Genomic DNA, 14,404 nt, shown 5'->3' on the forward strand with positions numbered 1-14,404 from the left:
CGTCCTGACGGGACAAGGATAAAGCCACATGCGCGCACTCGACATCGCTGGAACGGGCATGCAGGCCCAACAGACCAACGTTGAAACCATTTCCAACAATATCGCGAACATGAGTACGACCGGATACAAACGGTCCCGTGCTGAGTTTCAGGATCTTATTTACCAGAATATCCGCCGGGTCGGCACGAGTTCGTCTGATACAGGCACGACTGTGCCTGCTGGTGCACAGGTTGGTCTGGGCGTGAAAACAGCCGCTATTTATCGCATCAACGATCAGGGTAGTCTTGAACAGACCAGTAACTCTCTGGATCTAGCCGTGCAGGGCAAGGGATACTTCCAGATCCAGCTGCCCTCCGGACAGTTGGCTTACACGCGAGATGGCACCTTCTCGATGGACAATACGGGATCGCTCGTCACAGCTGATGGCTACCAGCTAAGCCCGACCATCACGATCCCCAATAACGCCCAGAGTGTCAGCATTGATCAGTCCGGGCAGGTCAGCGTAACCGTCGCCGGGCAGAACAATTCAACTGTTGTCGGTCAGCTCCAGCTGGCGACCTTCACGAATGAAAATGGCTTGGACGCGATGGGCCAGAACCTGTTCACGCCTACCACAGCTTCTGGCGATGCGATGCTCGGAACCCCGAATACAACGGGCTATGGCAGTGTCATGCAAGGCTATGTTGAGAACTCGAACGTCAATGTTGTGACGGAAATTACAGATCTCATTACGGCGCAGCGTGCATACGAAATGAACAGCAAGGTCATTACGTCAGCAGACGACATGATGCAGACGCTCAACAACCTTGGCGGCCGCTGAGCGTGAAAGGAAGGTGGTGGCAAGTCGGACTGCTGGTGTTTTCAGTTGTCGCAACGGGTTCCGTCCATGCGGCCACGCTCCGCACGAATATCAGTATCGATCACGCCCGTGTTCACCTTTCCGATCTGTTTTCAGGCCTGACGTTAGCGCAGGACGCCGATATCGGAGACGCTCCTGCGCTCGGTACAAGCTATGTTGTGGGTGGCCCACAGCTGACAGCCATTGCCGCACAGTTTGGTGTGGACTGGCCCGATGCATCTCCTTTGGTCTCCACGACCGTGACGCGGGCAACACGTTTAATCGGGGAAGATGATATTCTACCGGTTTTGCGTCAGGGGCTGGATTCGCCTCAGGACGCTCATGTTGAAATTACCCTGAGTGGTTTTCGGTCTGTGCCAGTTCCTGCGCAGGATCAGGCGGCTCCAGTTCTTCTGCATCTGGAGCGTCCACCACGAGGGGGTGGCCATTTCAATGCCCGGATGGAGGTTCCAGCTACATCGGGTGGGAAAGCAACATCCTTTTCGGTGAATGGCTCCGTGACCATGGAGGTCCGGGCCGTGACGCTTCGTCATGGGCTTCATCCTGGGCAGCCTGTGCTGCCTGAAGATGTGAGTGTTACTTTGGTCCGGTCATCCGATGTGCCTGAAGACGCGTTGCAGACCGTTGATGATGCAGTTGGCTTGGAAGCAAGAGGCAGTCTGTCTACGGGACAGGTTCTGGCGTCCTCGCAACTTGTGCACCCTCAATTAGTGCGGCGGGGATCACCCGTGGTTCTGTCATACACCCTGCCGGGAGTTCGCCTGACAGTGTCAGGAACTGTTCTGGAGGCAGGCGGCAAGGGCGATACTGTTCATATTTACAATGCTAACAGCCACATGGTTTTGACGGGGCGCGTCACCGGACGAACTGAAGTAGAGGTCATCCCGGACATTGCCCCTCTTTCTGCTGACAGCCGAAACCGTCCCGCAGCCATGAGCTTGCCGACGTTATAAAGAAGCCTGAAACGCTGATACATTTCAGGCTCAAAAATGAAAAGCAGTTCGCTCGTCTGGCTTAACTCTGGTTCTGCACGCTGTTGGGCATCGCGCGGTGCTGGAAGAGCTTTCCAATGCGGAGCATCATTCGCCGGACCCATTTTCCAATCGCATCCATCCAAAGATAGACGATCGGGGTGGTATAAAGCGTGAGCAACTGACTTACGATCATGCCTCCAAGCACAGAGACGCCCAGCGGGGCACGCATCTCGCTCCCGTAACCATGCCCGATGATAAGCGGCACAGCACCGAGGGCCGCAGCGAGAGAGGTCATGAGAATTGGGCGGAAACGCGTGATTGATGCCTTGAAAATGGCATCCTTGGGCGACAATCCATCATGGCGCTCTGCGTGAATGGCAAAGTCGATCACCAGAATGGCGTTCTTTTTCACGATGCCTGTCAGCAGGATGATGCCAATAACAGCAACAACGCTGAAGGGCATTCCAAAACACCATAGCCCTATGATAGCGCCAATGCCGGCAGAGGGCAGCGTGGAGAGAATGGTGATGGGATGAATCAGGCTCTCATACAGAATGCCAAGCACAATATACATGACGGCAATGGCTGCTGCGAACGCCAGCAGTGCATTGATCATGACTTTGGTTGTATCGCCCGCTGTCCCTGTGAACTCGCCCAGAACACCCTCTGGAGCATGGGTGCTTTTCAGTGTGTCCTGAATGAGCTGCACGCCCTGAGCATAGGTAACGCCGGGCGCCAGATCGAATGAAATGGCCGTTGAATAATACCCCGAACGATGGGTGACATCGAGCGGCTGCTGTTTCCAGAGAATTGAGGCCACGTTTTCAAGCGGAATCATCTTTTCTGTCGAAGACGATACAGCGGCACCGCTGGAACTGTTTCCGGAAATCTGGTTGGCCAGTGAGTTCTGAATAGATGCCGTTGCAAGAGATGCAAACGTGCTTTCAGTCCCGCTGGTGGAGGCTTTGGCTCTAATCAGGTTGGACGCCACACCGCCCGCTGCTGTGCCAGCAGAGGTTGAAATCCAGACCTGATGCAGCATGTTGGGATCAGTTCGATACTGCGGGCCCAGAACCATGACGACCCGGTGTGTCGTGAGGGGAAGGTGGATCGTGGAGACGATGGTCTGGCCGTAGGAATCATACAGAACATTCTGGATCAGCTGCGGTGTAATGCCATAGCGCGCTTCCGTATCGCGATGGACCGTGACGTAAGCGGCGACGGACTGGCTTTCTGTCGCAGAAGAAAGGTTGACCAGCTTTCCTGAGGCCCGCAGCGCCCCCAGCATTTTGGGAAGATAGCCCGTGAGGCTGGCAATATCTTCACTGCGCAGAACATAGCGGTAAGCACCGGTGTTCTTCTGGCTGCTTCCCCCCTGACTGTTGCCCCCCACATTCCAGAACATCACGTCTGCCCCTGGTTCGATGGGGACAGCCTTGCGGATACGTGCCAATACTGTCGCGACTGGAGCGCGCTCGCTTTTCTCTTTCAAATGCAGATAGAGCTGACCAGAGTTTTTATCGTTACTGAAAATGGTTGTGGATGTTACGTCCGGGTCGCGCTGTACAATCGCACCGACAGCCCGCAGCCTGCGGTCAATTTCATCAAAGGACATGGTCGCATCGCCTTGGATGCGACTGCCAATCAGGGAAATATCCTGCTCGGGGATAAATTCCTTGGGCATGACGATTACTGAACCGACGAGCAGGATAAAGCTTAATGGAAGGGTCAGACCCATAAGGATCGTGTGCCTCAGGCACCAGTGCATGGAGCGGGCGTAAAGACGTACAAGGCCATCCAGCCCTGCCTCAGTAATGCGGATGATGACGCCTGTCAGGCCTTTGCGTGGCGTAGTTCCATGATCAATTTCAAGCATGCGAGCGCACATCATGGGCGTCAGGGTAAGGGACAGCCACATTGAAATTACGATGGCAGAAATCATCGTCATGCAGAACTCGAACATGATCGAGCCTGCAGTTCCCGGCAAAAACAGCAGAGGAATAAACACCGCAACAAGCGAGGCGCTGATGGACAGGACCGTGAAGCCGATTTCCGACGAGCCAACAATGCTGGCTTCGTAATGATCCATCCCATCTTCAATGTGCCGCGCAATGTTCTCAAGCACCACAATGGCATCATCGACAACGAACCCGACAGCAATCGTCAGGGACATCAGAGATAGAACGTCCAGAGTGAAGTTGAAGTAAGCCATCGCAGCTAGTGTGCCGGACAGGGCAATCGGAACAGTGACGGCCGGGATGACAGTGGTCATGACCCTGCGGAAGAAAAGCAGGATGACCAAGACCACCAGAATGACGGAAATGATGAGGGCGTCTCTCGCATCGTCAAGGGCAGCGCGAACGGAGCGGGATGTATCCAGGCCAACGGTCAGTTTGACGCTACCCGGCAGACCCTCTCGCAGTTTGTCCAGATTAGCGTTGATCCCGTCCACGATCGCCACGGTGTTGGCATGAGGCTGACCAGAAACGATGAGCGTAATAGCCCGGTGACCATTGATGTAGCTCGTTTGATAAACGTCCTGCACACCATCGTAGACGTTTGCGACGTCCTTGAGGCGAACGGGATACAGTCCGTTTCGGTACCCGACGATCAGATCCCTGTATTCGCTTGCTTTGACGGCCTGGTCGTTGGTCGACAGCAGCATTCGTGTGCCATGACTGTCGATGAAACCCTTTGGCGTGAAGGCATTGGCAGAGGCGAGCGCCGAGCGGATATTCTCAAGCCCGATGCCCCACTTATACAAAGGCCCCGGATTAAGCTCTACGCGAACGGCTGGGTTCGATGAACCAACGACCTCGACGCGCCCTACCCCTTTGACCTTGGCCAGATAGGGTTTGACCTGAATATTGGCCACATCATAGAGCTCGGCCTGTGTCAGTTGGTCTGTCGTGACACTGAGCAGGTAAACCGGGAAACCACTGCCATCCAGTTTGAAGGCCTGCGGATCATCGTCCAGCGTGCCGGTAGGAAGATCGCTGCGGGCAGCTCGAAGAGCGGCCTGTACGTCTCGCAGGGCACCGTCAATGTTCCGGGAGGACGAGAACTCAATGAAAATCTGCGCCTGACCCTGACTGGTGTCAGACTCAATGCTCTTCACATCGGCAATGGAGCCAAGACGCCGCTCCAGCGGGGTCGTGACAGAGGTTGCCATCTGCTGCGGGTCCGCACCCGGCTGTGATGCCACGACCATGATGTTGGTTGTGGTGGCATCAGGCATCGTCGCAACAGGCAGAAGAGGATAGCAGATGACGCCGGCCATGAAGATGGCAAGAGACATCAGGATTGTTGCGACGGGGCGGTCAATGAAAAAGCGGCAGAAATTCATGCCGACAGCTTATCCCCGATTATGGTCTTTGGGTCATTACTATTAGGACACGAAAAGTCATTTTCGTACCGTGAGAGTGGTCAGTAATCGGGCATTCCGCCTGGTTGGGATGAAGGCTGCCTGCAATAATAAAGTTCAGCTAGGCGCGGCGGCAAAAGGTCTGTCAGGCGCGCTCCTAACCCCAGCCAGAAGGGAAACATAATTCGCCTCTGACCGCGCAGGGTTCCGCGTAAAATGCGACGGACGGCCTTGTCCGTGGAGACCAGCCCCGGCATGGGAAAACGATTGGCCTGTACCATCGGGGTTTCCACAAAACCGCAACAGACGCTTGTAAGTGAAATGCCCTGTCGCTCCAGATTGGGCGCACTGGCAACAATAAAGCGATCAATTGCAGCTTTGGACGCTGAATAAGACGGTGTGCCGGGATAAGAGACGAAGCTCGCGACCGAAGACATCACACAGATGCGGCCTCGCTGGCCATTTGCATCTGGTTTCTGCTGTCGCATCTGCTCGATAGCGGGAAAAACGGTATTGAGGGCACCTGTCAGATTCGTCTCGAAAATGGCTCTGGCATGCTGTTCCCGTTCCGCGACCAACGGAATATCCCCGGCGGTAGGAGGAAGGCCGCCAGTCAGGCCCGCGCAGGCAAAGACCATGTCCAGTCTGGAGGACGCAGACTTCTTGATCCAGTCCTCCATTTCTGGTCGGTCTCGAACGTCTAGAGTGCGCGTGTGAACCGTTGAGCCCAGGGGCTCACACTGGGACTTGGTGAGCGCCAGACCTTCCGGATGGATATCGCCCAGAGACAGGAACTGCCCAGGCCGGGAAAGGCGCTGTGCCAGTCCCTGACCAATTCCAGAACCGGCTCCTGTAATAAGGATCGTCATTGTGCGAGGCAGTTATTCGCGGGCTTCTGTCCGGCAAGAAGGGTCCGCGCGAAACTATGGGCGTCTGTCGTGACGGCAGACAGGGTGCCGCTGTGGCTGGCTCCGCCATAGGTTGTGTGGCTGACGGAGGTGCCTGCTGCACACAGCACATTCACCAGACGACGTTGCTCGGTTGGGGAGGAATGCAGATCCTGCGCGCCCGTCGCAATCATGACAGGCGTTGAGAGCGACAGGGACGGATATTCAGCCCATTTCAGTGCTGGCGCCAATACAGCATCGGCGCCGGGCTTGAGCATCGTCGCGGGGGTCAGGCCTGAACGATGAACCAGCGGAAAAAAATCCGAGCTGCATGTGTTTGCTGCGTCGTGCATGAGGGCAAGAGCCCGGTCTGTGAAAACAGCGTTGGCGTCAAAGGCTGGGTCAGCTTGAGCCAGAGACGCGCCAAGAGACAGGAGTTCCGGAACGACCGGTGAGAAGTTGTGCGGATTACGAGGGTGCAGAAGATCCTGAACGCCCTGCGCATCCAGATAGGGCGGTGCGACAGCGATCGTTCCCAGAATATGCAATTGGGGCGCGTAGGACGCCGCCATTGCAGAGGCTGCCAGAGCAGCCTGAGCGCCTTGCGAATGACCACTGAGAAGCACTGTCGTTGAGATCGAAGGAAGGCGTTCGTGAGCAGCTCGCACGGAATCCAGGACGCTCATCCCTTCTGAACGGGCATTGAGAAGCAATGCCTCGCCGGGCTCCCCAAGACCCGGATAGTCTGTGGCAACGATCGCAAAGCCCTGTCGCAGCCAGGGACCATAAAAGCGTTCCTGCACAGTCCCGAGGCCCATAACAGAAGGCGCACATGTCAGATGCAGGCCACTTTCTCCATGAGCCCAGGCCAAGACAGGCCACCCACCAACGGGCGGCTTGCCCGCGGGAACCAGAACTTCCGCTGACACCCGAACAAGCTGCTTCGGATTACGGGCATCTGCGCTGCGATAAGTGAGACGCCACGCCTGACCTGGAACATGAGAAATCATGTGATCCAGACGCATCGCCTGCCCCGCTGCCACCGGGACGCTGACGGAATAGGAGTCTCCGTCATCCTGCGATGCACAACCGGACAGGGCGGCACCGAGAGAGGTAAGGCTGAGAAGTGTAGCGCCCATCGTTCGGCGGAAGCGAATGAATGTCATGGTAACTCATGGTCTCCTGAGGAGGAAAACGCATCATAGCAGCGCCGGTTGTCTCCGGGGAGCCATCCTGACTTGGAGGTGAGGCCATCCGGCGCTACAGAAGATGCCACAGAAGACAGAAAGGAACCGATTATGAGCGATACCCCTCCCGACCGCCTGTGCGCCAGCCCGGACAGCCCATACTACAATGAAGACGTGCTGAACCGCGGCGTTGGTGTCCGCCTCAAGGGTGAAGAGAAGACCAATGTTGAGGAATACTGCATCAGCGAGGGCTGGGCACGTCTGTCTGTTGGCAAGGCCGTGGACCGCAAAGGCCGTCCGATGACGCTGAAGGTCACGGGGACGGTTGAAGCCTGGTTCAAGGACGACGAAAAGGACGCATGATGACGCAGGTCAGCCCCCGCCGGATTATTATCGACACGGATCCCGGTCAGGACGATGCCGTGGCGATCCTGCTGGCGCTGGCCTCGCCAGAACTGCAGGTCGAAGCGATCATGACCGTTGCTGGCAACGTGTCACTCGCTCAGACCACGAAAAACGCCTGCGCCCTGCTCGAACTGGCAGGGCGTGAGGATGTACCGGTTTTTGCCGGTGCCGCACGGCCTCTTCATAAGGCGCCGATCAGTGCGGAATACGTGCACGGTGAAACCGGAATGGGGGGCGCTAACCTGCCAACCCCCCGTCTCCGTGAGCAGCCGATGGACGCCGCTACCCATCTGATCGATGTGCTGCGGAAGGAGCCGAAAGGCGCCATCACGCTGGTTTGCCTGGGGCCTCTGACCAATCTTGCACACGCCCTGACGCACGCCCCGGATATTGCGCCCAAAATTTCCCGGATTGTCGCAATGGGTGGCGCGCAGCGCGAAGGTGGAAACATCACACCAACTGCGGAATTCAACTTCTTCGTTGATCCCCACGCTGCGAAAAACGTGATGGGTGCAGGTATTCCTGTCACGCTGCTCCCCCTCGATGTGACCCATCGCGCCATCGCAACTCCAGTTCGGCTGGCACCGATTGCTGCGCTCGGAACCCCTGTGGGCGATATGGTTGTCCGCATGCTGGGTGCTGAAGACCGCTTTGAGAAGCTGAAATACGGATGGGAAGGCGGTGCACTCCATGACCCGCTGACGATTGGCTGGCTGCTTCGGCCAGACCTGTTCTCCGGACGGGAATGTAACGTCGAGATCGAGATTGAAGCACCGCTTTGTCTGGGACAGAGCGTTGTCGATCTTTGGAAGATAACCGATCGCCTCCCTAATGCGTTATGGATTGATCACATTGATTCCGACGCGTTCTACACTCTTCTTACCGAAAGACTGGCCCGTCTGGTTTAGGGTCTTCTTTTGTCAGCCTATGACTCTGGAGCATCGAACATGACAGATTCCAACCCGCAGGATCGCTTCTCCGTCGTCATCGTTGGTGGGGGTGCTGCAGGTATCACCATTGCAGCGCAGCTTCGACATCAGCGACCCAACCTGTCGATTGCAATCATCGAACCGTCTACGACGCACGCCTACCAGCCGGGCTGGACGCTGGTTGGGGCCGGCGTAATGACGCTGGCGGAAACGCTCCGTCAGGAAGGTGGCCTGATTCCGAAAGACGTGACCTGGCTGCGAGACAGTGTGGTGTCTTTCGATCCTGACGTGAACACGGTGACGCTCGAAAGTGGCCGTGTGGTGGAATATCGTCGGCTGGTTGTATGCCCCGGCCTTCAGTTGGACTGGGATAAAATCGAGGGACTACCCGAGACGCTGGGCCGTAATGGCGTGACGTCCAACTATTCCCGTGAAACGGCTGCCTACACGTGGGAATGCATTCGTCATCTTGATGGTGGAAAGGCGCTCTTTACACAGCCTCCTATGCCCATCAAGTGTGCTGGGGCACCGCAGAAGATTGTCTATCTGGCGAGCGATCACTGGCGCAAGGAAGGGTCGCTTCATCGCACGGAAGTCGATTTCTGCATGGCGGGCGACGCGCTGTTTGGCGTGGCATACTACGTGCCTTCCCTCCAGAAGCAGATCGATTTTTATGGGGTCAATCTTCATAAGAAAGAGAACCTCATCAAGGTCGATGGGGAGAAACGTGAAGCCACCTTCCAGATTGTTGGCACGGACGAAACTGTTGTTCGGTCGTTCGACATGCTGCACGTTGTTCCGCCACAGTCCGCCCCGGACTTCGTCAAGAAAAGCTCCCTTGCCAATGCCGCTGGCTGGCTGGATGTAGACCCTACAAGTCTGCGTCATGTGAAGTACGATACCGTTTTCGGCGCTGGAGATGTTCTGGGCACAAGTAATGCCAAGACAGCTGCTGCCGCGCGCGAGCAGGCTCCCGTTGTGGTCGCGAACCTGCTGGCCTCTCTCGACGGCCGCCCTCAAACAGGGGCGTATGATGGATATGGTGCCTGCCCACTGACAGTGTCTTACGGCAAAGTCGTGTTGGCAGAGTTCCTGTATGGCGGGAAGGTTGCTCCGAGCTTTCCGTATGATCAGCGGAAACCCAGCCGCTTTGCTTGGCTCCTGAAAACCGAAGTTTTCCCCCGCCTGTACTGGCATGGAATGCTCAAGGGGCATGATGTCAAGGTCAAGCACAAGGTCAAAGAAAGCGCCTGACCATATGGGTTGATAGAGGAATAAAAACAGGCCGGGAGAATATCCCGGCCTGTTTTTATTTTTTCAAGAAGGGTAGGCTTATTTAATAGGCCCCCCTCTTAAATTTACGCCTTAGAGAGACACATTCACACCGAAATGGAACGATCGCAACACAAGTCCCTTCTGGCTCCATGCGGAGTTGTACAGATAGGAGCCATACGTCGCGAAGTCGTATGGGGCTCTGAAACCAAGCAGGTTATAAACGTTCGCGTAGACGCTCCAACGACTATTGATCCGGTAGTTGACGTTCAAATCAACATCCCAGAATGCCTTGGTATGGCACTGGCTAGGCGTATAAGCCTGCTGGATGGAACTGAAGCTGGAGCAGGTATTGCGGGTTCCTGGGCCCGTTTGATCTTCAGCCACCGTCTTGTAGCCGCTGGTGTAATAGACCGTCGGCGTAACAGCGAGGCTTTTGTAAATGAAGGTGTTTGACCAGTTTGCGCGCCAGCGAGGCGTTCCCGACGCTGAAACGGCACCATAAGGACCAATTGTTCCAGCATAATGCTGCACCTGCCCGTCAGGCGTTGTCAGATTAAAGCTGTGAACATACGTAGCGCTGCCAGTGCTGATCCAGCGCACATCATGCAGGACACCTGGCAGACGGGATGTTGCAGAAACTTTGAAATCTACACCATCTGTGACGACCTTATTGGTGTTCAGGTAGCCAAGATTAATGAGGGCAGGGCGTGGCGGCGCATCCGGATGCTGTGCGTCGACGATTTCAGGAGTAACGCTGACGCCAGCCGGAAGACTTTCACCGGCCAGATAGGCTTCAGCAACGGAGGTGGTGCTGACTGGGTTTGGTGCGATGTAATTTGATTTCTTGATGTAATAGTAATCGAAGCTAAAGTTTAGCCAGTCGGTTGGCTTGATTAGCGCACCACCAGTGAAATTGGTGGCAATTTCTGGTTTCAGGTTCGGGTTGCCAGCAACATTTGATCCGATGCTGTATGATTGAGCATAGGTATCCGGTGTCCCGTTCGGGTTTAGATGCTGGTTAATCCAGGCCTGATTGCGGGGCTGATAGGTCGTGTAACCGACGTTGGAACCGCCCGTTTCTGCAAAGCTTGGAACGCGGAAACCACGGGAGAATGTGCCGCGTAGTGAGAACTGCTTGACGGGAGTAAAGATCAGGCCAGCCTTCGGCGTGTAGTGGCTAAAGCCTTCTGAATAATGATCGTATCGGCCAGCAATGTTGCCAGACAGCATTTTGTGAAACGGAAGACCGAGTTCGAAAAAGCCGGATTCAACCCAACGGCTGCCCTGCGCATTGAACGGATTGATCGCACCTGTGTACTGCGCTGTTGGATCGGACGGATCGTAAGGGTTGGCACTGGGGTCGTTGAGAGATTCGTAACGAACGTTGCCACCAATCGCGAGATCGACCGTTCCGCCAGGCAGTTTGAACAGGCCTTTGCTAAGCGACATTTCTCCAGAATATTCCTGCGTGCGCGCATTCATGACGTTAGGCGGCGCAATGGCTTTGCGAACGGCATTGGTATTTTTGGACGGGTCGATGAAGTTGTAGGTGCCATTGGTGATGGCATCCTGAATTCCGCGAATTGTCGGAACGCCCAGAATAGTCTGTTCAAGCGTTGTGTTCATGCCAACGAAATTAACGTCGTAATTCCAGTCAGAGCCCCAGTTGGATGCGGCGGAGCCATTGTAACGTGCGGAGCCGCGGAAATTCTGGCTCAGCTGGGTGTTCACGCGCTGAATATCGCTGAACATACCAATAACCTGCGCAGGTACATTGAATGGATTGTTGGGATTACGTGTTCCGTCAGGCAGGTATACCGGCAGAGGAGTGCTGAGGGTATTCGCTGCACGAGCCTGCGACTGCGCGCGGATACTGACAGGTGTCCCTGTGTAAGTAGAAAGAGCCTGAGAATAGGTGAACATCGCGGTCAACTGGGAACGCGGGGTGACCTGCACTGTTGTATGGATTGTGGCGTTAATACGACGCAGGGACGGAGAAACCTGTGAATAATCGCCCACAGAATTCTGGGTGCAGGCCTGACTAACAGAACCTGTGGGTGTTCCAGCTACATATCCGCTGACAAGCGAACCAAAAGAGCCACATCCGGCAGATGTGTTCAATAGCTGATAAGGTCCAACACCACTGGTGCTACCGTTACTTGGACGTACTACAGTTGCAGGAGTTGCACCGAAATTCGAGATGGAGCCATCAGCCCCAAGAACGTTGGTGTTTCCGTTCTCGCCACCGAGTTTGGTCAGGTCGCCTGTTTTATACGGATATCCAAGTTGACGGTTATAAAGGGCATCGTCCTGCTGGTATTCGGAGTTGATATAGACGTTATATCCATCCCGGTGCAGATCACCGAAGCCGTAGGTTGCATAAAGCTTCTGATGTCCGGAATCGCCGCGTTGAGACAGGCCCCCCTCGGCATTGCCTTCAAAACCCTTGATTTCTTTGCGGGTCACATAGTTGATGACACCAGCAACCGCGTCGGCACCGTAACGGGTAGCCGCACCGTCTTCCAGAACATCAGTGGATTCCATGATGGAGGACGGGATCCAGTTGGTATCGACGAAGTTGCGCTGTCCGTCATCCGAAAGGGGATAATAAGACAGTCGCTGCCCATCCATCAGCACCAGCGTTGAATCGGAACTGAGACCACGGAGCGAGGGAGCGGAAGCGCCACCTGCGAAAGCGCCATTGGCGGAGAAAGCGTTGGTCAAACTGCCCGCGCCGTTGGAGGACAGGGCCTGCAATGCGTCTGTTACGTTGGCAAATCCACGCCGCGCCATGTCTGCCCGGCTGATATGCGTGATGGGTGACATGCTGTTGACGTTGGGATCATGCAGCAGCGAACCGGTCACCGTGACATTTTCGGAGCGGACAGACTCGATCTGTTGCAGATCCTTTTTCTGCACACGCGTAACTCTCGATGCCGTAGCAGTAGAGCCTGTTGGTGGAAGTGCAGGAACTGACTGCTGAACAGGAGCAGTAACTTTCGGTGCACTCTTTTTGGTAGTGGAATGTTGTTTGGCAGGAGCCTGCGCATGAGCTCCTGCGACTGGCAGAGCACTATATGAAATGCCTGCCAGGAGCGTAATTTTTAGAAAACCTGTTGGCATGCTCCGGAAAATCCCGGCGCGACCTTGCTTGGGTGGAGACGCTGACATGAAAAGCGGTTTCCTTGCGCGTAACGTTTCAACTGTATCTTCGGTTACAAAATTGAAAGGAAACGTCACTGGTCCGCAATAGAAACAAACACATCCAGCATCAAGAATTTCTAATGTGTGTCATAACCGACACTATTGTTTCAAAGTGTGTTATACTTCTGTATTGCAAGTATTGGCAAGTGTAGTTCAATATAACTACGGAATGTTATCGGATAAAAAACTCCCCTTTTTAGGATAACAAACAGAGTTTTCTCCAACCCACTCTGAAACCATCACCTCATTTGAACCGGCAGGGCTGATCTGTGGTCGGCTGTTCATTAGTCTGAATGACCATGAGCGTCACAGCATCATCGCCGACATTTCCTGCAAAATGCCCGACGTGACCCTTCGCATCCTTACGGCTCATTTGGTCTTCACCCAAAGAAACATCCCCGGGTCCCATCTCGACACGTGTTCCGTCCATTGCGGTGACGTACCATGTGCCTTTGAGAGGGATGATCCACTGGACTTTCGGGTCAGGGTGCCAGCTTCCATCCCAGTGTGGAGGTTGCACGGTGGAAATGATCTGAGCCTGTCCGCTCTTGAGGCGGTCCTGCCATTGCGGGCCTGCTGGCTTGGACATGGTTTTCAGAATGTAATTGTGAAACGGACAGCGCGTCATATGGCTGACGCCATTATGGTCCGTCCAGTTGTGCCAGTAATACGCCGTGGGGGGTGTAGGGTCCGCAGCTTCAGCAGCGTGGCAGAGGGCGGTGACAGCAAGAGCGAAAGCGAACAGCAGAGAGATAGGGCGCATGGCTTATGGTTCCTCATGTCGTGCTGGGGGCTGATAGCGAGGCTTTGGGGCGATATCGTCAAAGCGGCTGCGTGAGGGCGTGGACAGAAGCTCGATAATCATGCCCCACGGCGCACGGCCGTAGCAGAACATGTTACCGGGGCCAGCTTCGAGAGAAGGCTGCCCCTGTGGCTCTGTCAGAAGTTCGCCGCCCGCTTTGGTGAAGCGGATGCAGGCCGCATGAATATCGTCAACATAGACGGCAAAGTGCTGCACGCCGAAGTCACAGGCGCGGACGGCAGGTCTCTGGTCTGGGCCATGAATTTCAAAGAGTTCGAGCCCGGGTCCATGCCCCAGAGACATCATACACATCTCCCAGACCACACTGCCGGTTGGCAGCCCGAGTATCTTCTCTGTCTGCGGACCCTGTTGGGGTTGGGTGTGGGTAACGTTGCGGTATAGCGCAACAGCGCCTAGTGCGGCTTCGAGAAAGCGGATGGCGAGGTTGATGTCGGGTACGGTCACACCGACATGGTCTATACCGCGCGGAAGTCCTGAATGGTCTGCACTCACGGAGA

The 14,404-nt window shown here is 55.5% G+C and carries 11 protein-coding genes; 5 read left to right on the plus strand and 6 right to left on the minus strand.

All coding sequences use genetic code 11. The features are described 5' to 3' along the window. The first annotated feature begins 28 nt into the window (after nt 1–28). Nucleotides 29–820 carry a flagellar basal-body rod protein FlgG gene (flgG, locus tag ABF979_RS02655; RefSeq protein ID WP_046900475.1) on the plus strand — a complete coding sequence of 264 codons (792 nt, stop codon included), beginning with the start codon at nt 29–31 and terminating at the stop codon, nt 818–820. A gap of 35 nt (nt 821–855) precedes the next feature. Beyond that, complete coding sequence (gene flgA / locus ABF979_RS02660; RefSeq protein WP_415557606.1) at nt 856–1,812, plus strand: flagellar basal body P-ring formation chaperone FlgA; 957 nt, start codon at nt 856–858, stop codon at nt 1,810–1,812. A 61-nt stretch (nt 1,813–1,873) separates the two neighbouring features. Here flgA and ABF979_RS02665 read toward each other — a convergent pair whose 3' ends face one another. From ABF979_RS02665 to ABF979_RS02675, 3 genes are all read right to left on the minus strand, one after another. Further along, nucleotides 1,874–5,179 (minus strand): efflux RND transporter permease subunit, encoded by a 3,306-nt coding sequence (locus ABF979_RS02665; protein WP_415557607.1) that lies wholly within the window; start codon nt 5,177–5,179, stop codon nt 1,874–1,876. Between the two features lie 80 nt (nt 5,180–5,259). Then, a complete protein-coding gene (locus ABF979_RS02670) occupies nt 5,260–6,066 on the minus strand; it encodes an SDR family NAD(P)-dependent oxidoreductase (RefSeq protein WP_415557608.1) in 807 nt (268 codons plus the stop codon). Beyond that, nucleotides 6,063–7,250, minus strand: a complete 1,188-nt coding sequence (locus ABF979_RS02675) for a lipase family protein (RefSeq protein WP_415557609.1) — start codon at nt 7,248–7,250, stop codon at nt 6,063–6,065. The genes ABF979_RS02670 and ABF979_RS02675 overlap by 4 nt, the downstream gene beginning before the upstream one ends. A 132-nt stretch (nt 7,251–7,382) precedes the next feature. Between ABF979_RS02675 and ABF979_RS02680 the strand changes: the two genes are divergently transcribed. Genes ABF979_RS02680 through ABF979_RS02690 form a run of 3 tightly spaced genes read left to right on the plus strand, consistent with a single transcriptional unit; the run spans nt 7,383 to nt 9,859 of the window. Further along, complete coding sequence (locus ABF979_RS02680; RefSeq protein ID WP_046900479.1) at nt 7,383–7,634, plus strand: DUF3297 family protein; 252 nt, start codon at nt 7,383–7,385, stop codon at nt 7,632–7,634. Beyond that, nucleotides 7,631–8,584 (plus strand): nucleoside hydrolase, encoded by a 954-nt coding sequence (locus ABF979_RS02685; protein ID WP_415557610.1) that lies wholly within the window; start codon nt 7,631–7,633, stop codon nt 8,582–8,584. Before ABF979_RS02680 ends, ABF979_RS02685 begins: the two co-directional genes overlap by 4 nt. Nucleotides 8,585–8,623: 39 nt before the next feature. Then, nucleotides 8,624–9,859, plus strand: a complete 1,236-nt coding sequence (locus ABF979_RS02690) for an FAD/NAD(P)-binding oxidoreductase (protein WP_415557611.1) — start codon at nt 8,624–8,626, stop codon at nt 9,857–9,859. A 111-nt stretch (nt 9,860–9,970) separates the two neighbouring features. On the opposite strand, the gene ABF979_RS02695 is transcribed toward ABF979_RS02690, so the two are convergent. From ABF979_RS02695 to ABF979_RS02705, 3 genes are all read right to left on the minus strand, one after another. Continuing rightward, a complete protein-coding gene (locus tag ABF979_RS02695; RefSeq protein ID WP_415557612.1) occupies nt 9,971–13,051 on the minus strand; it encodes a TonB-dependent receptor plug domain-containing protein in 3,081 nt (1,026 codons plus the stop codon). A 277-nt stretch (nt 13,052–13,328) separates the two neighbouring features. Next, nucleotides 13,329–13,847, minus strand: coding sequence for a cupin domain-containing protein (locus tag ABF979_RS02700; protein ID WP_415557613.1), 519 nt, complete (start codon nt 13,845–13,847; stop codon nt 13,329–13,331). Between the two features lie 3 nt (nt 13,848–13,850). Then, nucleotides 13,851–14,399 carry a VOC family protein gene (locus tag ABF979_RS02705; RefSeq protein WP_415557614.1) on the minus strand — a complete coding sequence of 183 codons (549 nt, stop codon included), beginning with the start codon at nt 14,397–14,399 and terminating at the stop codon, nt 13,851–13,853. Between the last annotated feature and the right edge of the window lie 5 nt (nt 14,400–14,404).

Origin of the sequence: Gluconobacter sp. (assembly GCF_047723935.1) — a bacterium.
Lineage (GTDB): Bacteria > Pseudomonadota > Alphaproteobacteria > Acetobacterales > Acetobacteraceae > Gluconobacter.